This is a genomic window from Brevundimonas sp., assembly GCF_965227765.1.
Taxonomy (GTDB): Bacteria; Pseudomonadota; Alphaproteobacteria; order Caulobacterales; family Caulobacteraceae; genus Brevundimonas.
This window is the reverse complement of record NZ_OZ245778.1, coordinates 1,704,672-1,727,001: the sequence shown is the minus strand read 5'-3', so window position 1 is coordinate 1,727,001 and position 22,330 is coordinate 1,704,672. Positions and strand designations below refer to the sequence as shown.

Here is a 22,330-nt window from a genome sequence, read left to right as displayed (position 1 = left end):
AGCGTGCCATAATCCCACCATGCGCAGCTTCACATTCGCCGTCGCCTATTGGCTCCTGTCCATCATCTACGCGTCCGGGGCAGCCATTGCGGCTCTGACGCCGGGACGCGGGGCGACCTCCTGGATCATCCGTCGCTATGTGAAGCGGATGGTGCAGGCGATGCGGGTTTTGGCCGGGATCACGATCCAGGTGCGCGGACGCGAGCGGTTGCCGACCGGCGCCTTCATCATCGCATCCAAGCACCAGAGCTGGGGCGACGGCTTCGCTACCTATGACCAGTTCGACGACCTGGCCTTCGTCACCGGCGACCACCTCGAAAAGTTCCCGCTGCTGGGGACGGTGCTGCGCAAGCTGGGCGCCATCGTCGTCAACAACTGCGGCGGTCGCGAAGCCCGCGAGGCCCTGCAGCAACGCGCGGCCGACGCCCACGCCCAGGGCCGCAAGATCCTGATCTATCCCGAAGGCCATCTGGCCAAGGTCGGCGAGAAGTTCCGCTATCGCTCCGGCGTCTGGCACATGTATCGCGATTTCGACATGCCGGTCGTGCCCCTGGCGTCAAACCTGGGCCTGTTCTGGCCGCGCGAGGACTATCGCAAGCATCTAGGGACGGCGACGCTGGAGTTCCTCGATCCGATCCCGACCGGGCTGGCCAAGGACGAGTTCCTGGCGCGCCTCGAAGCTGTCGTCGAGGACCGCACCGCCGAGTTGATTTCAGAAGCCACGGGCAAGCCGGTGGCGCCTGCGGTGCAGGTCCCTTGGCCGGGCGAGGCAGCGAAAGCCTCAGACTGATCCAAGCGCGATCGATCGTTTCGTGGGCCGTTTCGCCGCCGCCTTGCGCAGCGCCACGTCCAGCGCCCCGCGCGCCCATTCGGCGGCCTCGTCCGGATCATCGGTCGCGCTGTCGGGCAGGCTCCAATAGCCCAGGCTCATGATCGCCCCATCCTTGCCCGGATAGGTGAACTGGCGCGATCCCGCAGCCTCTAGCGCCGGGACATTGGTCTCGTCACCCTTCAGCCAGACCACGCCGTCGCCCAGCAGGGCGAAGATGGTCCCGTGGCGATAGACGCCCGCCCCGCCGAACATCCGCTTGATCTCCAGCGTCCCGAGCGCGGCGAAATGCTCGTGCACCCAGGCCTCGAAGTCGGGATCGCGCGCGGCCATGTCGGATCAGGCTTCGAGCGCCGCCACCGGGATGATGGTCACGCTCTCGCCGCAGCCGCAGGCGTCGGTCTGGTTCGGATTGCGGAAGACGAACTTGGACGCCAGCTTGGTCGTCTCATAGTCGATCTCGGACCCGATCAGGAACAGGATCGCCTTGGGGTCGATCAGGATGGTGACGCCCTTGTCCTCGACCACCTCGTCCAGCGGCTCGATCGCCTCGGCATAGGCGAAGGTGTATTCCTGACCCGCACAGCCGCCATTCTTCACCCCCACGCGCAGGGCGATGTAGTCCTGCTCGGCATTGGCCATGATCTCGCGGACGCGCTCGGCGGCGGCGTCGGTCAGGGTCACCGCCTTGGGACGGGGGCGGCGAACGCGCGTGGTGGTCTGGAGGTCGGTCATCGCATCTCTCAGAACATGTTCAGGGCCAGCTTGGCCTCGTCGCTCATCTTGGAAGCGTCCCACGGCGGATCGAACACCAGGTTGGCCTTGGCCGATTTGACGCCTTCGACCTTCTTCACCGCATCCTCGACCCAGCCCGGCATCTCGCCGGCGACGGGACAGCCGGGCGCCGTCAGGGTCATCTCGACCACCACGTCGCGCTCGTCGTTGACGTCGACCTTGTAGATCAGGCCCAGCTCATAGATGTCGACCGGGATCTCCGGGTCATAGACGGTCTTCAGCGCCTCGATCAGGTCGTCGGTCAGCTGATCCAGCTCGCCCTGGCTGAGGGCGGCGGCCTTGGGTTCGTCCCAGGCGGCGGCGAAGGCGTCGCTTTGCGAAATCTGGGTCTCGGACTGATCTGTCATTACACAAAGAACTCGCGCGCCTTGATCAGCGCATCCACGAAGGCGTCGGCATCCTCCACGGTGTTATATAGGGCGAAGGAGGCGCGGGTGCTCGACGTCACCCCCATTCTTTTCGCCAGCGGCTCGGCGCAGTGCATCCCAGCCCGGACGGCCACGCCGTAACGGTCCATGATCTGTGCGATGTCGTGGGCGTGGGCGTCGGCGACGGTGAAGGTCAAGAGCGCCCCCTTCCCTTCGGCCTCGCCGATGACCCTCAGCCAGTCCAGCCCGTTCAGCCGGGCGCGGGCGTGCTCGTACAGCGCATGTTCATGGGCCGCGACGGCAGCGCGGTCGAAGCCAGACAGCCAGTCCAGCGCCACACCCAGACCGATGGCCTCAAGGATCGGCGGCGTGCCGGCCTCGAACCGATGCGGCGGCGCGGCGTAGGTAATCCGCTCCTTCTCGACCACCGCGATCATCTCGCCCCCGCCCTGATAGGGGGGCAGGGATTCCAGCGCGTCTGTCGTGCCGTACAGGGCGCCGATGCCGGTGGGGCCGAACAGCTTGTGCCCGGTGATGACATACCAGTCGCAGCCAACCGCCTGAACATCCGGCGCCGCATGGACCGCCCCCTGGCAGCCGTCGATCAGGACGCGCGCGCCCGCTGCATGGGCCAGCCGTGTGATCTCGGCGATGGGGTTGATGGTGCCCAGCACGTTCGACATGTGGGTGACGGCCACGACCTTGGTCTTCGGCCCCAGCAGCTCCGCATAGGCCGCCATGTCCAGCGAGCCGTCGTCCAGCACCGGTATCCACTTCAGCACCGCCCCGCGCCGCTCGCGCAGCAGGTGCCAGGGCACGATGTTGGAATGGTGCTCCATGTCCGAGACGATGATCTCGTCGCCTGGTTCGATCGACAGACCGACGCCATTGGCCACCAGATTGATCGCCTCGGTGCCGCCCTTGGTCCAGACGATGTTGTCGGGCGTCGGGGCGTTCAGGAAGCGGGCGACGACATCACGCGCGGCCTCGAAGGCCTCGGTGGCCTCGTTGGACAGGGTGTGCAGGCCGCGGTGGACGTTGGCGTAGCTGCCCTCCATCTGGGCGACCAGGCTGTCGATTACCACGCGCGGCTTCTGGGCCGAGGCGGCGTTGTCCAGATAGACCAGCGGCTTGCCGTTCACCGTCCGCGACAGGATCGGGAACTGGGCGCGCACCGCATAGGGGTCGAAGGTCTGGCCCACTACAGGCGATCCGTCAGCCATGACCGCACCACCTCCCGCGCCTTTTCGTGTTCGATCCGGTCCACGACCTCGATCAGGAAGGCCTGGGTCAGAAGCGCCCTCGCCTCGTCCGCCGGAATGCCGCGCTGCTGCATGTAGAAGAGCGCGCTTTCGTCCAGATTGCCGACCGTATTGCCGTGAGCGCACTGAACGTCGTCGGCGTAGATTTCAAGCTCGGGCTTGGCGTCCACTTCGGCGCGTTCGCCCAGGATCAGGGCGTGGTGCCCCATGCGGGCATCGACACCGTCAGCGCCCCGCTCGATGCGGATCTTGCCCTGGAAGACGCCGCGCGCGGTGTCGCGGACGACGCCCTTGGTCAGTTGCGAGGTCACACCGTCGCGGCCGACGTGATCCACCACGCTGGTCAGATCCGTGTGGCGTGCCCCGGTCAGGGTGTAGAGGCCGTCGATGCGCACGTCGGCGCCCTCGCCGCCATGGCTCAGGGTCGTGGTCTGGCGTTGCAGTTTCGCGCCCGTCGTCACCGTCGTCTGGCGATAGACGCCGCCGGGGGCGACGCGGACGTCGATGTCGGTGATCGAGATCGCGTCGGCTGGCTCCTCGATCAGGACGATCCGGGTGACCTCGGCGCCGGCGGCGACGTCGATATCCAGCCGGTTGTGGGCGACATAGCCTGCGCCCGCGCCCTCATGGGTTTCGAGCAGCAGCAGTTTCGCCCCGGGCCGGGCCACGACGCGCGCTGACGCCGTATGCCCCGTCTCCACCGCATCAGTGATGAAGCGCAGGCGCAGGGTCTGTTCGCCCGAGGCGATGAAGTCGGTGACGCCGACGGCCCGACCATTGGCGAAGACGATGGCGTCTCCCCCCAGGTCATAGAAGGGTCCAGGCGGGCCGACGACGGCGGTCGGCGACGGCTTGGGCGCTTCGCGAAGATAACGCCGCAGATCACTGTATTTCCACGACTCGACCCGCCGCGAGGGGAAGGACGAGGCGTCGCTCAGGTCGATCCGGGGCTGGCTCTGAAGGCGGGCGGTCAAGCGGCGACCGGCAGGTATTTGTCGTACCCTTCCGCCTCTAGCTCATGGGCCAGCTCAGGTCCGCCCGAGGCGACGATGCGACCCGCCGCCAGGACGTGCACCCGGTCGGGTTTGATGTAGTCGAGCAGGCGCTGATAGTGGGTGATGACCAGCATGGCGCGGTCGGGCGAGCGCAGGGCGTTCACCCCCTCCGAAACGATGCGCAGGGCGTCGATGTCGAGGCCCGAATCCGTCTCATCCAGGATCAGCAGCGACGGCTCCAGCAGCGCCATCTGCAGGATCTCCATCCGCTTCTTCTCACCGCCCGAGAAGCCGACGTTCAGCGGCCGCTTCAGCATGTCGAAGTCCATCTTCAGCGCCTGCGACGCCGCCTTGACCATCTTCAGGAAGGCGGGCGCCGACACCTCGTCCTCGCCGCGCGCCCGCTTCTGGGCGTTCAGCGCCGTGCGCACGAAGGTCAGGGCCGGCACGCCGGGGATCTCGATCGGATACTGGAAGGACAGGAAGACGCCCTTGGCCGCCCGCGCCGCCGGGTCGAGGTCGAGCAGGTTCTCGCCCGCCCAGTTGACGGAGCCTTCGGTGGCCTCATAGCCGGGACGGCCCGACAGGGCGTAGCCCAGCGTCGACTTGCCGGCCCCGTTCGGCCCCATGATGGCGTGCACCTCGCCCGCCGGAACGTCGAGCGTCAGGCCCTTGAGGATCGGCTTGTCGCCGACGGAAACGTGGAGGTTGTTGATCTTCAGCATTGTTTCTTCTTGATTATCCGACCGAGCCTTCGAGGCTGATCGCTACGAGTTTTTGCGCCTCGACGGCGAACTCCATCGGCAGCTTCTGCATCACGTCGCGCACGAAGCCGTTGACCAGCAGGGCCACGGCCTCTTCCTGCGAAAGCCCGCGCTGCTGGGCGTAGAAGAGTTGGTCATCCGACAGACGCGTCGTCGTCGCCTCATGCTCCAGCTGGGCCGAGCCGTTGCGGGCCTCGATATAGGGCACGGTGTGGGAGCCGCAGTCGCCGCCGATGAGCAAGGAATCGCACTGGGTGAAGTTGCGTACCCCCGTCGCCTTGGGGTGCACCGAGACCAGACCGCGATAGGTCGAGTCCGACTTGCCCGCCGAGACGGCCTTGGCGATGATCCGCGACTTCGAGTTCTTGCCCAGGTGGATCATCTTGGTGCCGGTGTCGGCCTGCTGATGTCCGTTGGTGATGGCGATGGAATAGAACTCGCCCGAGCTCTCCTCGCCCTTCAGGACGCAGGACGGATATTTCCAGGTCACGGCCGAGCCGGTCTCGACCTGGGTCCAGCTGACCTTGGAGCGGTCGCCGCGGCAGTCCGCGCGCTTGGTGACAAAGTTGTAGATGCCGCCCTTGCCCTCGGCGTCGCCGGGGTACCAATTCTGGACGGTCGAGTATTTCACCTCGGCGTCGTCCAGGGCCACGATCTCGACCACCGCCGCATGCAACTGGTTCTCGTCGCGCATCGGGGCCGTACAGCCCTCAAGGTAGGAGCAGTAGCTGCCCTTGTCGGCGATGATCAGGGTGCGCTCGAACTGGCCGGTCTGGCTCGCATTGATGCGGAAATAGGTCGACAGCTCCATCGGACACTTCACACCCGGCGGGATGTAAACGAACGAACCGTCTGAAAACACGGCGCTGTTCAGGGCGGCGAAATAGTTGTCCGAGACAGGCACGACCGATCCCAGATACTGGCGCACCAGTTCGGGGTGTTCGCGAATGGCTTCCGAGATCGGCATGAAGATGACGCCGACCTTGGCCAGTTCTTCCTTGAAGGTCGTGACCACGCTGACGCTGTCGAACACGGCGTCCACGGCGTATCGGGGCGCGCCCTCGACCCCGGCCAGCACCGCCTGCTCGCCCAGGGGGATGCCCAGCTTGGCGTAGATGGCCAGCAGTTCGGGATCGACCTCGTCCAGCGACTTGGGCCCGTCCTTCTTCTTGGGCGCGGCATAGTAGAACAGCGACTGGTAATCGACCGGCGTATAGTCGACCGAGGCCCAGGTCGGCTCCTCCATCGCCAGCCAGCGCTCATAGGCGGCCAGGCGCCATTCCAGCATCCATTCCGGCTCGCCCTTCTTGTCGGAGATAAAGCGGATGATGTCGGCGTTCAGCCCGCGTGGCGCGTACTCCGTCTCGATCTCGGACGTGAAGCCATGCTCGTACTTTTCCAGTGCGGCGACGGCGTCGATGGTTTCCTGAACAGCAGCCATCAGGCGACCTTCCTGTTACGGTCTGCGGCCCGCTCACGCTGGCGGTCATAGGCGGTGGACCAAGCCAGGGCGAAAGCGGTCCAGTCGGCTTCGGTCGTGGCCCAACCGCCTGAGGCGCGCATGCCCCCCGTGGCCAGGTCGCTGCGGCCGGTGGCCAGAATGGCGCGCGACGGCTTGGTCTTGCCCGAGGAACAGGCCGATCCGGCCGAGACCATGATCCCCGCCAGATCCAGGGTGATGACCTGCTGCGGGCTGTCCCAGTCGGCGACGGCCATAAACAGGGTGTTGGGCAGACGATCTGCGCCCGCGCCGATCACGGTGGCGCCGTGGGCCTTTACGATCGTCTGGGCCGCGTCGCGCCAGGCACGGTGCACTTCGACTTGGGCCAGCGCCTGCAAGGACAGGTCGGCGGCGACGCCGAAGCCGGTGATGCCGGCGACATTCTCCGTTCCGCCCCGCAGACCGCGTTCCTGGCCTGCGCCGTGGATGACGGCGACGGCGGTGCGCCCTTCGCCCATCACCAGGGCGCCCACGCCCTGAGGACCGCCCAGCTTGTGGGCTGAGAGCGTCAAGCTGTCGGCGCCCAGGCTGCGCATGTCGACGGCGATCTTGCCCGCCGACTGCACCGCATCGACGTGCAGCCAGCCGCCCGCCTCGCGCACCAGACGGGCGGCGGCGGCGATGGGCTGGATGACGCCGCTTTCGTTGTTGGCGTGGTGGATGGCCACGACCGCCTTGCCGGGGGCGCGAAGCAGTTCGGACAGCTTGCCCGGCAGGATCACGCCATTGGCGTCGACAGGCAGCATCTTGACCGGCAGGCCCGAGGCCACAGCAGCTTCCAGGATGCAGGGATGTTCGGTGGCGCCGACGATCAACCGCTCGCAGCCGGCGGCGATGGCGCTGGCCAGGCCCTGGCCGTTGGATTCCGTACCGCCGGAAGAGAAGATCACCGCCTGGCTGTCGGCCCCGACCAGAGCGGCGACCTTGGCGCGCGCGGTCTCGATCCGCGCCCGCGCCTTGCGGCCCAGGGCATGGATGGCCGAGGCGTTACCGCCATCGGTCAGAACAGCGGTCACGGCCGCCAAGACTTCGGGGCGAACGAGGGCGGTCGCATTGTAGTCGAGATAGATAGGCGTCGCGTTCATGCCGCCGCCCCCATCCCCGGCTCGGAGCCCATGTTCTGCTCGCCGCGACGCCGGGAGCCGGTACGGTTCATAACCACGTCTTCCAGCGAGACGCCGGCCAGATAGCGATGGATTTCGTCGCCCAGGTCTTCCCAGAGATTGTGAGTGATGCAGCGCTCGCCGGCCATCATACAGCCCTTGGGCGAGGCCTGGGAGGCGCAGCGCGTGGCGCGAATGGGCTCGTCCACGGCCAGGACGATTTCGGCGACCACCGTCTCGTGCGCCGTGCGGGCCAGGCGGTAGCCGCCGCCGGGTCCACGCACGCTGAGCACCAGGCCGCCCTTCCTCAGGCGCGCAAACAGCTGCTCCAGATAACTCAATGAAATTTCCTGGCGCGCAGCGATCTCAGCCAGGGAAACAGCGCGTGCGGACCCGTCGGCGCCACGGCCGTTCTTGGCCAGATCGGCCATCGCCATCACGGCGTATCGTCCCTTGGTCGACAGACGCATTGCGCACCTTCAAAAATCTCGCGCTTTTTGGAGCCTCTGTGCTAAGACCCGCGCCTTCTGACAGGCGACGATGCGCAGGGCGGACTTAGAAAGTCCTACCCCCGCAGTCAAGTATTCCCGCCTCCAAATGATCGATTGAACGGATTCCAGAGCCCTATGCCTGAAGTCATCCTGCCCGGCGCCTCCGGTCGTATCGAAGGCCGCTATTCCCCGGGCAAGCGCGCCAACGCTCCCATCGCCCTGATCCTGCATCCGCACCCCAAGGCGGGCGGACATATGAACAACCCGGTCACGGTCACCCTGCACCAGCTGTTCCAGCAGCGCGGCTTTGCGACCCTGCGTTACAACTCGCGCGGCGTGGGCAAGTCCCAGGGCGAGTTTGATAGCGGCATCGGCGAGCTGGCCGACGCGGCCACCGCCCTGGACTGGCTGCAGTCCAACAACCCCGCCGCGACCCAGACCTGGGTCGCCGGCTATCAGTTCGGCGCCTATATCGGCATGCAGCTGTTGATGCGTCGCCCGGAAACGGACGGCTTCATCTCGGTCTCGCCGCCGTCGAACATGTACGACTTCTCCTTCCTGGCCCCCTGCCCGGCGTCCGGCCTGTTCCTGCACGGCACCGCCGACACCATCGTGCCGCCGGTCGAGGTCGAGCGCGTGGTCAACAAGCTGCGGACCCAAAAGGGCATCGTCATCGACTATGAGCTGGAAGAAGGCGCCAGCCACTTCTGGCAGAACCACATGGACGCCGTCGATCGCCGCGTGGGCCTGTATCTGGACAAGCGCCTGGAAGCCGAACCGGCCTAAGGTTCTGCCCTGCTCCGATCCGCGTTATAGCGGTGCGAAATCGGGGGATAACCATGAGACATTTACTGACGCCGGCGCTGGCTGCGGCCTGCCTGCTCAGCTTCGCCGCGCCTGCGTCCGCGCAGGACGCGGCCTTGCGCGACTTCTGCGCGGACCGGCCAGGCAAGGGCACGCCGACCTGTATCCTGGATCAGGGCCACGTCCAGTTCGAGGTCGGGCTGTTCGACGGCGCCCGCCAGCGGGATGAAGGCTTCAAATACGAGTCCTGGGGTTATGGCGATACCTTCGTCCGCTACGGCCTGACGCCCCTGACCGAGATCCAGTTCGGCATCACCCCCTATGTCTCGGAAGAGGTAACCGACCGCGCGACGGGCCTCCGCGAAAAGGTTGACGGTACCAGCGACATCTCCATCGGCTTCCGCCACTCTCTGGCCAATCCCGACGGCAGCGGACTGTCGGCGGCCGTGGCCGGGTTCGTCGGCCTGCCGACCGGGTCGGACGCCGTGCGCGCCGACGGTATCGAGGGCGGGATCGTCGTCCCCGTTTCCGTGCCTCTGAACGACGACTGGGGCCTGAGCCTGTCGCCTGAGGTGGACATCGTCCGCGACGGGTCCGGCGAGGGATCCCACGCCGCCTATACGATGGTCGCGGGCATTGGCCGCAGCTTCGGCCCCTGGGCGCTGGGGGCCGAGATCTGGGTCAGTCATGACGACGACCCCGATGGCGCATCGACGCAATCGACCTTCGACCTGACCGCCGTCTGGAGCCCGCCCTTCCTGGCCGACGCCCAGCTCGATTTCGGCGTCAATTTCGGCCTGAACGACGAAAGCCCGGACGTGGAGTTCGGCGTGGGGGTGGCGCGGCGGTTCTGACCCTCTAACCCAGAGGCCAGCGACCCAGAATTTCGTGACCGCGCTTCGGTCGGCTGAGCACCAGGCAGAACTCCGTCACCGGCCAGACGATGAACTCATCCAGCCGCCGCGCTGGGACAGGCGCATCGGTCCATGCGATCGTCATGTGCGGGTTCAGACCCACCTTGGGTTTGAAAGCCGGCCGCCTCAGTCCGAGCGCGAGGTCGCGTTGTAGTTTGATCGCGGGCGCAGGCATGATCGCCGGGGCCAGAACCGCAGTCGGCCCGCCGAACGGCAGAAGTTGGCTCAGCTCAAATGTGAACGGCTCGCCTCGCACGCCATCGGCGAGGGCGCCCGCCTTCGCGGCGATTTCCCGTGCGTCCTGATACGGCCCGGCCGAGGTCAGGCTGATGTGCCAGGTGTCAGGCGGCTGGACCCGCGAGATCAGCCCCTCGGCCTTCAGCCCGTTCACCAGTGGCGCCGTCTTTTCCACGACGGAGGGCGGCGCCTTGAAGCAGAAATAGACCTCGCCTTCTTGCGAAGCCCCGCCCGCCACGGGTCCGAGATCGAGACCCAACTGGCTCAATAGAGCAGATATGGCTTGCGCGTCTCTTCCCAGGCCGCCTCGTCGGGAAGCGCCAAGGCGTCGAGATCGGCGGGCGTGGCGGCAGCGTCATCGACCCATTCGCGCAGCAGCGGACTGCCGTTGATCACGTCGATGGCCAGCTTGCCAAACGCATACTCATACGGAAAATCGCGCCACAGGTCGTAGTCGGGATAGAGGCGCCGCACGGCCTTGAAGGCCAGGGCCTGGACCCGCCACGGCTTAAAGGCGGCGTGGTCGTAATGGGGACCTTCACAGTGGATCTGCACCCCGCTGCACAACTGGCCGACGTGCTTGTGGAAGGTCGGCTGGAACCAGCAATCGCGCAGGACGCAGCCCTTCAGCCATTCAGGAGCCAGGGCCTTCATCTCGGCGATGACGGCGCGGGCGTCGATGTCGGGGGCGCCGAACAGCTCCAGCGGACGGGTGGTCCCCCTGCCCTCGGACAAGGTCGCGCCTTCCAGCATGACCGTGCCCGCATAGGCCCGGGCCATCGACACATTGGGCGCATTGGGGCTGGGGTTGATCCAGGCGCGTTCATTCAGCGGCCAGCCATAGCCGGGCGCCGCCTCGGGTTCCCATCCCTGCATCTCGACGACGCGGTATTCCGGAACCTTCAGTTTGAAATGGTCGATGAACCAGTGGCCGAGCTCGCCCAGGGTCATGCCGTGGCGCATCGGCATGGGGCCTGCGCCGACGAAGCTTTCCCAGCCGGAACGCAGCGTCAGCCCCTCGACCGGACGACCGGCAGGATTGGGCCGATCCAGCACCCAGACGGCCTTGCCATGCTTTTCAGCGGCTTCCAGCACATAGAGCAGGGTGGTGATGAAGGTGTAGATCCGGCAGCCCAGGTCCTGAAGGTCGATCAGGATGACGTCGAACGTCGCCATCGACGCATCGGAAGGGCGACGCACCTCGCCATACAGGCTGAAGACGGGGATGCCGTGGACCGGATCGGTCTCGTCCGGGCTCTCCATCATGTTGTCCTGCAGATCGCCCTTCATCCCGTGCTGGGGACCAAAGGCAGCGGTCAGGGTGATGCCTGGCAGGGCCGCAATCGCATCCACCGCATGGGTCAGGTCCTCGCTCACCGAGGCCGGGTGGGCCAGAAGCGCGACCCGCCGGCCCTTCAGAGCGGCCTGAAGCTCGGGTTCGGACAGCAGGCGATCAAGGCCGGTCTTCATGGTCGATCCAGAACTGGCGGCGTCAGGATGAAGGAGCCAGGATGATGGAAATCGGGCTTGTCCGAGGCGTGAGCCAGGGCCCAATAGGTTTTCTCGCCATCCGGCGTCTCGATCACGGCCGAAACGGCGATGGAGACGACTTCGGACCAGTCCCGCCAGGGGATGAAGGCCTCCAGCACGAAGCCGCCGTCCGTGGCGCGCGAGCGGATGCGGGGTCGGGGCGCATCCAGAAGGCTCATGTCCTGACGATAGCCGGTGAAGCCATAGGCGGCCCAGTCGGCGGAGGGCGCCAGGTTGAACTCGGCATAGCTGCCGTCCTGGCGCATGGCGAAGACCTCGCAACAGGTGTGCTCCCACAGCCCGTCGCGATGGCTCGGCTCCCCGCGCTCCGGCAGGGTCACGCCGCCGACAAAGCCCGAGGCCTTGAAGGTCACGGCCACGCAGCCCTGGCTCTCGCGGTCCACAGTGATGTCGATGCGGCCGGAGCCATCGGGACGAGATCCGGGATAGGGTATCAGGGCGCGTTCGATGGTCATGACGTTTCGATAGAGGGTGTCAGCCCGCCGTCAACCGCGCCCGGCGAAGTAGAGGGCCAGGATCAGGACGGTCGCGATCAGCATCAGCACCTGCGGAAACAGCATGATGATCCAGGCCAGGCGCACATGACCGCGCTTCACCGTCGCCATGGCGGCTCCGCCCTGGAACATCAGGGCGACGACAGCGAAGACGAAAATCTGGGTGGCGCCGGGGTTGGTCGGCACGAAGCCGATGGCCATCAAACCGCCCAGGGTCAGAATGCCGACGACCACCCAGCCGATCAGCAGCCGGACGGCCGCCGGATTTCTCACTTCAACAGCCATCTCGAATCCCCGTCGGCAAGGCAACCTTGATCTTCTAATCGACCATGTCGGCATCTCGCTTCAAGGGCCGGCGTCGGCATTCGCCTTCATGTCGCATGGCCCTCAGGCTTGACCGACAGGTCCTGGCGGCCTTAGCTGACCTCATGTTCGCCGCCCGCGCCCTTTCCGGCCTCTATTACCGCTCGCTGAGCTAGCGAGCGGCTGCGAACCCACGCGCCGCCCCCGCTGGCGGCGCGACCCTTCCGGTAAACGGATGACGCCCGCTGGCCTCCCTGCTAACGGAACCGCCATGACCGAGACCTCTGAAAACCCGACCGCCTTCCAGTCCGACTTCCTCAAGACGCTGCAGGCGCGGGGATATATCCACCAGATCACCCATCCGGCCGAGCTGGATGCGGCGGCAAAGAGCGGCGTGGTCTCGGGCTACATCGGGTTCGACGCCACCGCGCCCAGCCTGCACGTCGGATCCCTGATCCAGATCATGATGCTGCGCCGCCTCCAGCAGGCCGGCGGGCGTCCCGTCGTCATCATGGGCGGCGGCACGACCAAGGTCGGCGATCCGACCGGCAAGGACGCCTCGCGCCCACACCTGACGGACGAGACGATCCAGTCCAACATCGCCTCGATCAAGACGGTGTTCGAGAAGTTCCTGGCCTTCGGCGACGGGCCGACCGACGCCATCATGATCGACAACGACGACTGGCTGTCGGGTTATGGCTACATCCAGTTCCTGCGCGACTACGGCACGCATTTCACCGTCAACCGGATGCTGGCCTTCGACTCGGTCAAGCTGCGGCTGGAACGCGAGCAGCCGATGACCTTCCTCGAGTTCAACTACATGCTGATGCAGTCGGTGGACTTCCTGGAGCTGAACCGGCGCCAGAACGTCACCCTGCAGATGGGCGGGTCGGACCAGTGGGGCAATATCGTCTCAGGCGTCGACCTGGTGCGGCGCGTGGACCAGAAGTCCGCCTTCGGCCTGACCACCCCCCTGCTGACCACGGCCTCGGGCGGCAAGATGGGCAAGACAGCCCAGGGCGCCGTCTGGCTGAACGCAGAGCAGCTCAGCCCCTATGACTACTGGCAGTTCTGGCGCAACGCCGAGGACGCCGATGTGGGCCGCTTCATGAAGCTGTTCACCGACCTGTCGCTGGATGAGGTCGCAGGCTTCGAGGCGCTGGAAGGCGCTGCGATCAACGATGCCAAAAAGGCCCTAGCAGATGCGGCGACCACCCTGCTGCACGGGGCCGAGGCTGCGGCGACGGCGCGAGCGCGGTCAGAATCGCAGTTTGAAAAAGGTGAGGTTCAGCCCATTGAAGTCATCGATTTCATCTGGGGAGGCGATCAGGGCTTCGAGAAGCAGTCGGCCGCCGCTCTGGTAAAGGCAGCCGGCATCTCGTCGTTCAAGGATGCCAACAAGTCGATTGCGAATGGCGAAATAAGGATCAACGGGAAGATCGCGACAGCTGCGGAGTTCTACAGTCCCGGCGACGTCGATCCCGTGCACGGCGCGTTCCTGGTCCAGAAGGGCAAAAAGACTTCAAAGCTGGTCCGCCCCGTTTAACCCATCCGCTCATCCCGGCGGACGCCGGGACCCAGTGTTTTGGGCGACGACTGGTGACGACCAATTGCGCTGCTGATCCAGAGTGCTCTGACGAAAGAACTGGGTCCCGGCGTCCGCCGGGATGAGCGGAGATTTGGAATGACCATCGAAGCCGGCATGAAAGCCCCTGCGTTCGACATGGCCACTGACGGCGGGGGGCGGGTGTCGCTTGACGGCCTGAAGGGCAAGACGGTCGTGCTCTATTTCTATCCCAAGGCCGATACGCCCGGCTGCACGACCGAGGGTCAGGACTTCACCGCCCTGGCTGAGCAGTTCGCGGCAGCCGGCGCCGTGGTCATCGGCGTCTCGCGCGATCCGGTGAAGAAGCTGGATCGGTTCAAGGCCAAACGCGAACTGGGCGTCGTCCTGGCCTCGGACGAGGACGGCGTCGTGACCGAAGCCTACGGCGTCTGGGTCGAGAAGCAGCTGTATGGCCGGGTCTATATGGGCGTCGAGCGGGCTACCTTCCTGATCGACGGCGCGGGTCAGGTCGTTCGCGTCTGGCGCAAGGTGTCGGTCAAGGGTCATGCTCAGGCCGTGCTGGGCGCTCTGTCCGGTGTCTGAGCGACTACTGCGGCCGGCCAAGCAAACACTTTGCCGTATATTACGCCTGAGGCGCGAAGATTAACCACGCCAAGATTCGTTCTGGGCGAAGGCGTCTGCAATCATGATTAACAAGACGTGAACGGGATTGCGTAATTCCCCCAGGTCTCGGATAGTGCCCTCTGGACGTGGGGGCGTGTTCAAATGTCGAATGAGAACGAGAACGGGCGTCGCCCTTTTTTCGACCGCTGGTTCCCTGAGCGTCAACTCTACCTTCGATCGCACGGCGAGGTGCGCGGCTATGTGCTGACGCCCGGCCGTCAGGTGACGGCCGCCTGCGTCGCCGTCCTCGTCGCCGGCTGGTGCCTGATCGCCTCGGGCGGTTTCGTCTTCGACATGGTCATGCGCCACCGCGCGGATTCCGACGTGGTGCGGGCGCGCGCCGCGTCGGAGCGGATCAACGCCGACCTGCAGGCCCGGTTGGAGACCGCCGTGGTGCGGATGTCGGCGACCAATGGCTCGCTGGACGAGATGGCCCAGATGGTCGAGCGTCGCCATGCGGCCCTGACCGGCGTGGTCTCCATGTTCCACGGCATCGACGGGGCCGAGGCCGCACTGAAGCCCGCCACAGGGCTTAACCCGCACAGCGCCAGCCCGATCCAGCGGATCATGGCCATCCGCCTGGATCAGGAACGGCTGATCGCCCGCGCCGACGCCTTCGCCCAGACCCGGGCCGAGCGCCTGCGCCTGGCCTTCCGCCTGGCCGGGCTGAATCCCGCCGCCTATTCGGTGCGAGGCATGAGCCTGGGCGGGCCGCTGGTCGAGGCGCGCGATCCCAAGGCGCTGGCCGCCATTCTGGATGTGGATGAATCCTTCGCCGTCCGCATCCGCCACGCCGCCGATCATCTGAACGAGATGAGAAACCTGGCCGACGTGGCCGAGGGCGTCCCGTTCGACCGCCCGACCCAATCCCGCACGACATCCGGCTTCGGCGTCCGCTTCGATCCGTTCAATGGCCGCCCTGCCCTGCATCAGGGCCAGGACTTCGCCGCCCCCCTGAATACGCCCATCTATGCGACTGCGCCGGGCACGGTGTCTTTCACCGGCGTCCGTTCAGGGTATGGCAATACCATTGAGATAGACCATGGCCACGGCTTCAAGACCCGTTTCGCCCACCTGAACTCCATGGCTGTCCAATCCGGCCAGCAGATCGCGCTTGGCCAGCGGATCGGCGCCATGGGAAATACAGGACGCTCCACGGGCGTTCATCTGCACTACGAGGTGTGGGTGGATGGTCGCCCCCAGAATCCCGCCCGCTTCCTCAGAGCAGGAGACCAACTTGTTCAACAAAACTAGCCGCCCCCTTACGCCGGGCGCCGCCCCCCGTCCGTCAGCGACTCCCATTCCGCCCCTGCCCGACCTGCCGTCGCCCGGCCGGACGGCCCAGGCCAGCCATGCCGCTTCGGCATCGCCCAGCCCCTCGTCGCCCAGCCCGTCGTCACGCGGCCTGTCGACCCTGTCGGCCGATCTTCAGTTCGAAGGGACCATCTCGGGCTCCGGCGATCTTCAGGTCGACGGTTCGATCAAGGGCGATGTCCGCGTCGGCCGCCTGATCGTCGGTGAGACCGGCGCTATCGAGGGCGGCGTCAGCGCCGATTATCTGGAAGTGCGCGGCCGTGTGGTCGGCGCCGTGACCGGCAAACAGGTCAAGCTGGTCTCGACCGCCTATGTCGACGGCGACATCACCGCCGAACAGCTGTCGATCGACATCGGCGCCTATTTCCAGGGCCGAGTCCTTCAAAGCCGACGCGAGGCCCCGGCGGCGGTTACGCCTCCGCCTCAGCCCGCTCCTGCCCGCGCGCCTGAGCCCGAGGCCCAGGTGATCGACATGAAGTCGCTCTAGATTTCATCGGCACAGACAAAAGGCCCCGGAGCAATCCGGGGCCTTTTTCTATTCCACCGTTGATCCGCGCGTTTCGCCGACCCGCTGGGCCAGGGCCGCCCCCATGAAGGCGTCCAGATCGCCGTCCAGCACCCCCGCCGTATCCGAGGTCTCGACCTCGGTGCGCAGGTCCTTGACCATCTGATAGGGCTGCAGGACGTAGGACCGGATCTGGTGACCCCAGCCGATGTCGGTCTTGGCGTCGGCCATGGCCTGCGCCGCCGCCTCGCGCTTCTGCAGTTCCAGCTCGTACAGACGCCCGCGCAGCATCTTCCAGGCCATCTCGCGGTTCTGGTGTTGCGAACGTCCCGCCTGACAGGCCACGACCGTATTGGTCGGGATGTGGGTCAAACGCACGGCCGAGTCGGTCTTGTTGATGTGCTGACCGCCCGAACCCGAGGCGCGGTAGGTGTCGGTGCGCACGTCCGAGGGGTTGATGTCGATCTCGATGGTATCGTCCACAACCGGCGAAACCCCGACCGAGGCGAACGAGGTATGCCGCTTGGCGGCTGCGTCATAGGGACTGATGCGGACAAGGCGGTGCACGCCTGATTCCGATTTCAGCCAGCCATAGGCGTTGGGCCCGGTGACCAGGATGGTGGCGTTCTTGATGCCGGCCTGATCGCCTTCTTCGGAGGCCTCGATCTGGACCTCGTAGCCGTGAGCCTTGGCCCAGCGCGAATACATCCGCAGCAGCATCCCGGCCCAGTCGCAGCTCTCGGTGCCGCCGGCGCCGGAGTTCACTTCGAGATAGGCGTCGTTGCCGTCGGCTTCGCCGGACAGCAGGGCTTCCAGCTCGGCGCGGGCGGCGCGGTCCTTGATGGCTTTCAGCGACGCGCGTGCGTCTTCCAGCGCGGCCTCGTCGCCTTCTTCGTCCGCCATCTCGGCCAGCATGACGCCGTCCTCGAGCTCGGATTCCATGGCCTTGACGGTATTGATCTGGGCTTCGAGGCGCGAGCGGTCCCGGCTCACGGCCTGGGCCTCGTCGGGCTTGTCCCACAGCGTCGGGTCTTCGACCCGTGCGTTCAGCTCATCGAGCTTTCGGATTGCGACATCCCAGTCAAAGACGCCTCCTGAGCAGAGCGACGCTCTGCTCGATGTCGGCCTTCATGGCCTCGACATCCGGTCTCATCGCGAACTCCTGCGATACCAACGTCCCTGCGAGCGCATAAGGGCTCGACCTGGCGGGACAAAAAATGAAACGGCGCGCCACGAGGACGCGCCGTTCGATGGGTCTTAACTAGAGCGTCAATACAGCCCGCTCAAGTCCTCAGCCGGAGGACGCGAAGGCGGCGGGGCCTGAGGTTGGGCTGGCGCGGTGTTCAGGCCCGGCGTCGTGGCCTCCAGCTCCTGGCGGATCACATCGTTGTAGTTCTGGGGTCCGACGTTGAGTGTAGGCGCCGGGGCCAGTTCTTCTTCGCGCTGCCGCTCGGTGCCGGGGCGGAAGGCTTCCTCGATGCCGCGCACAGTGCGGAAGATGGCGTTGCGGGGCCGAACGAATGGGCGAGCGGGTCGCTCTTTCAGGGCCGTCTGCATGAACTGGGTGAAGACAGGCACGGCGGCCGATGCCCCCGCCTCGCCGCCGCCCAGGGAGCGGTTGTCGTCGAAGCCGATGAAGACGCCGACGACGATATCGGTGGTGAAGCCGACGAACCAAGCCGAGCGGTATTCGTTGGTGGTGCCGGTCTTGCCGCCGACCCAGCGGCCCAGGCCTCGGGCGCTGGCTGCGGTGCCCCGCTGGACTACGCCTTCCAGCATGGACGAGATCTGATAGGCGGTGATCGGATCGATGACCTGGGTGCCGCGCGGTTGCAGGTGCGGCGACTCCTGGCCGCTGAAGGCCCGACCGCACTCGCGGCATGAGCGGTTGTCGGCGCGATAGATGGTTTCGCCGTTCCGGTCCTGCACCATTTCGATCAGATAGGGATCGACCCGCCGCCCGCCGTTGACGAACGCGGAATAGGCGGCGGTCAGGCGATAGGGCGTCGTCTCGCCAGCGCCCAGCGACACCGACAGATTGGGCTGCAGCGTGTCGGAGACGCCCATCTTCTTGGACAGGTCGACGATGGCGGGCATCCCGACGCTGGAGGCCAGGCGCACGGTCATGACGTTGCGCGACAGTTCCAGACCGCGACGCAGGGTCTGGGGTCCATAATACTGACGGCTGTAGTTCTCGGGCGTCCAGCGACCGCCATTGGCGCCGCCGGCGAAGCTGATCGGGGCGTCCAGCACGATGGAGGCCGGAGTGAAGTCGCCTTCCAGGGCCGCCGCATAGACGAAGGGCTTGAAGGCCGAACCGGGCTGGCGCTGAGCCTGTGTCGCTCGGTTGAAGCTGGACAGGGCGTAGGAATAGCCGCCGACCATGGCCAGGACGCGGCCCGACTGGGGCTCGATGGCCACCAGGGCGCCATTGACGGCAGGCACTTGTTTCAGGGCAAACGCGCCGGCTTTTGGCTCGACGAAGATGAGGTCGCCCCGCTTCAGCGGACGATTGGCGTTGGCCCAGGCGGCGTCGGCCGTGACCAGGCTGCCCGTGCGGTCGTCGCGGGCGGTGACGATCTGGACGCTGTTGCCGCTGACGGCGGTGACGGCGGCGGCCTGCCAGGCGCGGCGTTCCGGCGGCGCGGTCTTCTTCAGGGCGTCGGCCTGCCAGCCGTCGGCGAAATCGGTCGTGCCCCAGGCCCCGCGCCATCCGTGGCGGCGGTCATAGTTCTCCAGACCCGTCATCAGGGCGTCGCGCGCCGCGGTCTGAAGCGTCGGGTCCAGGGTGGTGCGCATATAGAAGCCGCCGGCGTTCAACTGGTCGCCGATGGCCGGATTGGCGCGGGCCTGACGGCGGGCTTCCTCAACGAAGAAGTCGGCGTCGGCATACTGGGCGCGCTTCGGCGCGTCCTGCGTCGTCAGCGGCCGTTCACGCGCGATCTGGAGATCGGCCTGGGACAGCCAGCCATTCTGGTTCATCTCGCCCAGCACCCAGTCGCGACGGCCCTTGGCCGCGCCGGGGTGGCGTTTGGGGTGATAATTGTTCGGCCCCTTGGGCAGAGCCGCCAGGAAGGCCGCCTCGTCCGGCGTCAACTGGCCCAGCGACTTGCCGAAATAGTTATAGGCGGCCGAGGCCACGCCGTAGGAGCGATAGCCCAGGAAGATCTCGTTCAGATACAGCTCGAGCAGTTGTTCCTTGGACAGGGTCGCTTCCAGGCGGCTGGAAAGGATCGCCTCCTTGAGCTTGCGGCTGAGGCTGGATTCGTTGGTCAGCAGCACGTTCTTGGCGACCTGCTGGGTGATGGTCGATCCGCCTTCCAGCCTGCGGCCGGTCAGGACGTTGAAGACGTTCTTGAACATGGCCCGGCCAAGACCAGACACGTCGATGCCGCCGTGCTGGAAGAAGTTCTTGTCCTCGGCGGCCATGAAGGCGTGGATGACCGGCTCGGGGATCTGTTCGTAGGGAACGTAGATTCGGCGCTCGTCCGAGAACTCGCCGATCAGGGTGCCGTCGCCGGCATAGACCCGCGTCGCGGTCGGCGGACGATAATCCGCCAGCTCCGAGGCGTCCGGCAGGTCGTGGAACAGCCACGCCGCATAGACGGCGACCACCAGCCCGGCCAGCGCAATAGCGCCAAGCAGGCCTATGCCCGCCATCACGAACCAGCGTTCGGCAACCTTCACCACACACTCCGACGGGAACACCCTGAAACCGGGTTTAGAGCGTGTCGCGGGGCTGGGCTAGTCGGGACAGGACGCTAGCCGACTTTTCGCCGATCCAACTCGCGGCGGGCGGCGGTGACCGCATCGACATCCATGTCGGTCTGGGCCGCCATCCATTGCAGGTAGTCTTCGGGAACCTCCGACCACGGCTTGCGTCGGTGTTTGCCGAACGGCACCAGAGCCAGGTCGCGCGGGGCGTTGGTCCATTCCAGCAGACGCTCGACCGGGTGGTCCTTCAAGAGGTCCATCAGGATGTGGGCCGTGACCCAGGCGTCCGGCCCGGCCCTATGCGCCGGATCGGCCATCGCGGGATCCAGCCGAAAGCCGCGCCAGTACCTCAGCACCTGGTTGGAATGCCCCGGAGCCTCGGGCCAGGCCTGTTTCGAGGCGCGCACCGTGCAGATCCACGGCAGGCCGCCGGTGGCTGTGTCGGCGATATAGCCGCGCTCGAACCGTGCGCTGTGGGCCACCATGACGTCGGCGGGTTCAGCGAACATCTCGCGCAGAGCGTATTCGTCATAGTGCGGGTCGTCGTCGCAGAAATGATCGGGCGTCAGGTGATGCACGGCCATGGCGTGAAACGAGATTTCGCGACGCGGCCGAAACAGCTTCGACACGGGCGGCGTGGCGCGCCAGCCCTCCCCGTCCCGGACAACGTCGACGATGCCGACCTCGATGATCTCCGACGTGTGGTCGCCCCCGGTCGTCTCGAGATCAACGACCCGCAATCTGTTGAAGCCGGTTCTCATGGCGGGGTCGAATAGCGTCATGCTGCGCCAGATAGGGACGCAGGATGGGTTTGCGAAGCCCGTAGGGCCGAGGCCCTAAGGCTGGCCGCCCGCGCCGCCGCCCGTCGACGCGATCTGCAGGGGGGCGGAGGGTTCGCGGAAATAGCGGTCGATGCCTTCGGCGACCGCGCGCATCAGGCGGCCCCGACGGCGTTCGTCGGCCAGGGCGCGTTCGTCGTCGGGATTTGTGATGAAGCCCATTTCCAGCAGGACAGCAGGCACATCCGGCGCCAGCAGAACGGCCAGACCGGCGTCGCGATGGCTGCGCCGAAGCAACGGTTGATCCGCGGCCTCGATATGGCTCAGCAGGACGCGGGCGAACTGGGCCGAGCGGTTCTGGGTCGCACGCTGGGTCATGTCCAGCAGGATGCGGTCCACCGATGGGTCGCGGCCCGGCAGGTGCAGATCGCGATGCCAGTTGTCGCCGCGCGTGACCTCGCGCACGGCCCGGCTCGCACCCTGTTCGGACAAGGTGTAAACGGACGCGCCGCGCGTGGCGGGGTCGGATCCGGCGTCAGCGTGCAGGGAGATGAACAGGTCCGCGTCCGCGTTCCGCGCGATGCGCACGCGTTGATACAGATCGACATAGGCGTCGTTCGTGCGCGTCATCATCACGCGATAACGGCCCGTGCGTTCCAGCTCGGCCTTCAGGGCCAGGGCGGCGGCCAGGGTCAGAGCGCTCTCGTTATGATTGGCGCCCCGCGCCCCGCCGTCGCGACCGCCATGACCGGCGTCGATGACGATCAAGGGCCGCTCGGTCCGGCGGGTTTCGGCGCGAGGAACAGTCGCCTGGGCCTGACGGTTGGCTGCCCGAGCCGGTCCGACGCCGCGCAGGTCGATGACATACCGGTAGTTCGGAACCCCGTCGCCCGGAGGAAGGAGGAAGCGACGCTCGACCTCGCCGGAGCGGGCCAGTTGCAGCTCGACCCGCGACGCCGTGCCGGTTCCGGTCACGCGATAGCCGCGCACCAAGCCTGAACCTGCGCCATCCAGGGCGCGCGGCGGCGCCACGCCGGCCAGAGTCAGGACGACCGATCCGCCAGAGCCGGACTCGACGATCTCGCCACGCGCGCTGGAGCCCAGGTCCAGCACCACGCGGGTCCGTTCCGCGTCACCGCCGAACCGCACGCGCAGCACGTCGCCGACCGAACCTGCCGCCAGGCCGCGGCCGCCCGCGAACATGGCGACGCACATGACGACCAGCGCCATGGACGTCATCGCCCATTCGCGAAGACCCCAACGCGACAGCCTTGAACACCACCGACCGTACATTCTTACGGCACCCACCAAACTTCTTATTGGCGGCCAACCTGACAGAAGGCCGTTTTGAATGGGTTAAGCGGCCAGGGTTTCTAC

Annotated in this window: 24 protein-coding genes; 7 read left to right on the top strand and 17 right to left on the bottom strand. The window is 66.3% G+C overall.

The annotated features are described in order from the left end of the window. Positions 1–19: 19 nt before the first annotated feature. A complete protein-coding gene (locus ACO05L_RS08295) occupies positions 20–790 on the top strand; it encodes a lysophospholipid acyltransferase family protein (RefSeq protein ID WP_421728710.1) in 771 nt (256 codons plus the stop codon). Here ACO05L_RS08295 and ACO05L_RS08290 read toward each other — a convergent pair. From ACO05L_RS08290 to ACO05L_RS08250, 9 genes are read right to left on the bottom strand one after another with little or no spacing between them, the layout of a single operon-like run. Beyond that, on the bottom strand, positions 782–1,162 hold the full coding sequence (locus tag ACO05L_RS08290) for a TfoX/Sxy family protein (protein WP_421728709.1): 381 nt from the start codon (positions 1,160–1,162) through the stop codon (positions 782–784). The genes ACO05L_RS08295 and ACO05L_RS08290 overlap by 9 nt on opposite strands. 6 nt (positions 1,163–1,168) lie before the next feature. Next, a complete protein-coding gene (locus ACO05L_RS08285) occupies positions 1,169–1,564 on the bottom strand; it encodes a HesB/IscA family protein (protein WP_421728708.1) in 396 nt (131 codons plus the stop codon). 8 nt (positions 1,565–1,572) lie between these two features. Then, positions 1,573–1,971 (bottom strand): SUF system Fe-S cluster assembly protein, encoded by a 399-nt coding sequence (locus tag ACO05L_RS08280; RefSeq protein ID WP_421728707.1) that lies wholly within the window; start codon positions 1,969–1,971, stop codon positions 1,573–1,575. After that, on the bottom strand, positions 1,971–3,215 hold the full coding sequence (locus ACO05L_RS08275) for an aminotransferase class V-fold PLP-dependent enzyme (protein WP_421728706.1): 1,245 nt from the start codon (positions 3,213–3,215) through the stop codon (positions 1,971–1,973). Before ACO05L_RS08275 ends, ACO05L_RS08280 begins: the two co-directional genes overlap by 1 nt. Beyond that, complete coding sequence (sufD, locus tag ACO05L_RS08270; RefSeq protein WP_421728705.1) at positions 3,194–4,228, bottom strand: Fe-S cluster assembly protein SufD; 1,035 nt, start codon at positions 4,226–4,228, stop codon at positions 3,194–3,196. Before sufD ends, ACO05L_RS08275 begins: the two co-directional genes overlap by 22 nt. Then, the gene (sufC, locus tag ACO05L_RS08265) at positions 4,225–4,974 is read right to left on the bottom strand and encodes a Fe-S cluster assembly ATPase SufC (protein WP_421728704.1); all 750 of its coding nucleotides are present in this window, start codon (positions 4,972–4,974) and stop codon (positions 4,225–4,227) included. The genes sufD and sufC overlap by 4 nt, the downstream gene beginning before the upstream one ends. A 13-nt stretch (positions 4,975–4,987) precedes the next feature. Further along, positions 4,988–6,454: a Fe-S cluster assembly protein SufB gene (gene sufB / locus ACO05L_RS08260; RefSeq protein ID WP_421728703.1), complete on the bottom strand. Its 1,467-nt coding sequence runs from the start codon at positions 6,452–6,454 to the stop codon at positions 4,988–4,990. Then, entirely contained in the window at positions 6,454–7,599 is a 1,146-nt protein-coding gene (locus ACO05L_RS08255) for a cysteine desulfurase family protein (RefSeq protein WP_421728702.1), read from the bottom strand. Before ACO05L_RS08255 ends, sufB begins: the two co-directional genes overlap by 1 nt. Continuing rightward, on the bottom strand, positions 7,596–8,087 hold the full coding sequence (locus tag ACO05L_RS08250) for an Rrf2 family transcriptional regulator (RefSeq protein ID WP_421728701.1): 492 nt from the start codon (positions 8,085–8,087) through the stop codon (positions 7,596–7,598). The genes ACO05L_RS08255 and ACO05L_RS08250 overlap by 4 nt, the downstream gene beginning before the upstream one ends. Positions 8,088–8,243: 156 nt before the next feature. On the opposite strand from ACO05L_RS08250, the gene ACO05L_RS08245 reads away from it, so the two are divergent. After that, positions 8,244–8,894, top strand: a complete 651-nt coding sequence (locus ACO05L_RS08245) for an alpha/beta hydrolase (RefSeq protein ID WP_421728700.1) — start codon at positions 8,244–8,246, stop codon at positions 8,892–8,894. 53 nt (positions 8,895–8,947) lie between these two features. Then, entirely contained in the window at positions 8,948–9,766 is an 819-nt protein-coding gene (locus ACO05L_RS08240) for a transporter (protein ID WP_421728699.1), read from the top strand. A gap of 4 nt (positions 9,767–9,770) precedes the next feature. Here ACO05L_RS08240 and ACO05L_RS08235 read toward each other — a convergent pair whose 3' ends face one another. Genes ACO05L_RS08235 through ACO05L_RS08220 form a run of 4 tightly spaced genes read right to left on the bottom strand, consistent with a single transcriptional unit; the run spans position 9,771 to position 12,393 of the window. Next, the gene (locus ACO05L_RS08235) at positions 9,771–10,322 is read right to left on the bottom strand and encodes a 2'-5' RNA ligase family protein (RefSeq protein WP_421728698.1); all 552 of its coding nucleotides are present in this window, start codon (positions 10,320–10,322) and stop codon (positions 9,771–9,773) included. A 5-nt stretch (positions 10,323–10,327) separates the two neighbouring features. Then, a complete protein-coding gene (locus tag ACO05L_RS08230; protein WP_421728697.1) occupies positions 10,328–11,533 on the bottom strand; it encodes an exo-beta-N-acetylmuramidase NamZ family protein in 1,206 nt (401 codons plus the stop codon). Next, on the bottom strand, positions 11,530–12,069 hold the full coding sequence (locus ACO05L_RS08225) for a DOMON-like domain-containing protein (RefSeq protein ID WP_421728696.1): 540 nt from the start codon (positions 12,067–12,069) through the stop codon (positions 11,530–11,532). The genes ACO05L_RS08230 and ACO05L_RS08225 overlap by 4 nt, the downstream gene beginning before the upstream one ends. Positions 12,070–12,099: 30 nt before the next feature. After that, a complete protein-coding gene (locus tag ACO05L_RS08220) occupies positions 12,100–12,393 on the bottom strand; it encodes a hypothetical protein (RefSeq protein ID WP_421728695.1) in 294 nt (97 codons plus the stop codon). A gap of 289 nt (positions 12,394–12,682) precedes the next feature. Here ACO05L_RS08220 and tyrS point away from each other — a divergent pair, with 289 nt between their 5' ends. The 4 genes from tyrS to ACO05L_RS08200 all read left to right on the top strand — a co-directional run bounded on the left by tyrS (position 12,683) and on the right by ACO05L_RS08200 (position 16,442). Then, positions 12,683–13,957, top strand: a complete 1,275-nt coding sequence (gene tyrS, locus ACO05L_RS08215; RefSeq protein WP_421728694.1) for a tyrosine--tRNA ligase — start codon at positions 12,683–12,685, stop codon at positions 13,955–13,957. A 138-nt stretch (positions 13,958–14,095) separates the two neighbouring features. After that, on the top strand, positions 14,096–14,560 hold the full coding sequence (locus ACO05L_RS08210; RefSeq protein ID WP_421728693.1) for a peroxiredoxin: 465 nt from the start codon (positions 14,096–14,098) through the stop codon (positions 14,558–14,560). 183 nt (positions 14,561–14,743) lie between these two features. Next, complete coding sequence (locus ACO05L_RS08205; protein WP_421728692.1) at positions 14,744–15,895, top strand: peptidoglycan DD-metalloendopeptidase family protein; 1,152 nt, start codon at positions 14,744–14,746, stop codon at positions 15,893–15,895. Next, positions 15,879–16,442 carry a bactofilin family protein gene (locus tag ACO05L_RS08200; protein WP_421728691.1) on the top strand — a complete coding sequence of 188 codons (564 nt, stop codon included), beginning with the start codon at positions 15,879–15,881 and terminating at the stop codon, positions 16,440–16,442. The genes ACO05L_RS08205 and ACO05L_RS08200 overlap by 17 nt, the downstream gene beginning before the upstream one ends. A gap of 48 nt (positions 16,443–16,490) precedes the next feature. Here the strand turns inward: ACO05L_RS08200 and prfB are convergent. From prfB to ACO05L_RS08180, 4 genes are all read right to left on the bottom strand, one after another. Continuing rightward, positions 16,491–17,613 (bottom strand): peptide chain release factor 2 gene (prfB, locus tag ACO05L_RS08195; protein WP_421728690.1). Its coding sequence is split into 2 segments (ribosomal slippage): positions 16,491–17,543 and positions 17,545–17,613, totalling 1,122 coding nucleotides; the frame shifts between segments, so codons are not numbered across the junction. Between the two features lie 116 nt (positions 17,614–17,729). Beyond that, a complete protein-coding gene (locus tag ACO05L_RS08190) occupies positions 17,730–20,120 on the bottom strand; it encodes a penicillin-binding protein 1A (RefSeq protein ID WP_421731657.1) in 2,391 nt (796 codons plus the stop codon). A 101-nt stretch (positions 20,121–20,221) separates the two neighbouring features. Continuing rightward, positions 20,222–20,956, bottom strand: coding sequence for an exonuclease domain-containing protein (locus ACO05L_RS08185; RefSeq protein ID WP_421728689.1), 735 nt, complete (start codon positions 20,954–20,956; stop codon positions 20,222–20,224). Positions 20,957–21,010: 54 nt separating this feature from the next. Then, positions 21,011–22,192, bottom strand: coding sequence for an N-acetylmuramoyl-L-alanine amidase family protein (locus ACO05L_RS08180; protein WP_421728688.1), 1,182 nt, complete (start codon positions 22,190–22,192; stop codon positions 21,011–21,013). Positions 22,193–22,330 lie beyond the last annotated feature (138 nt).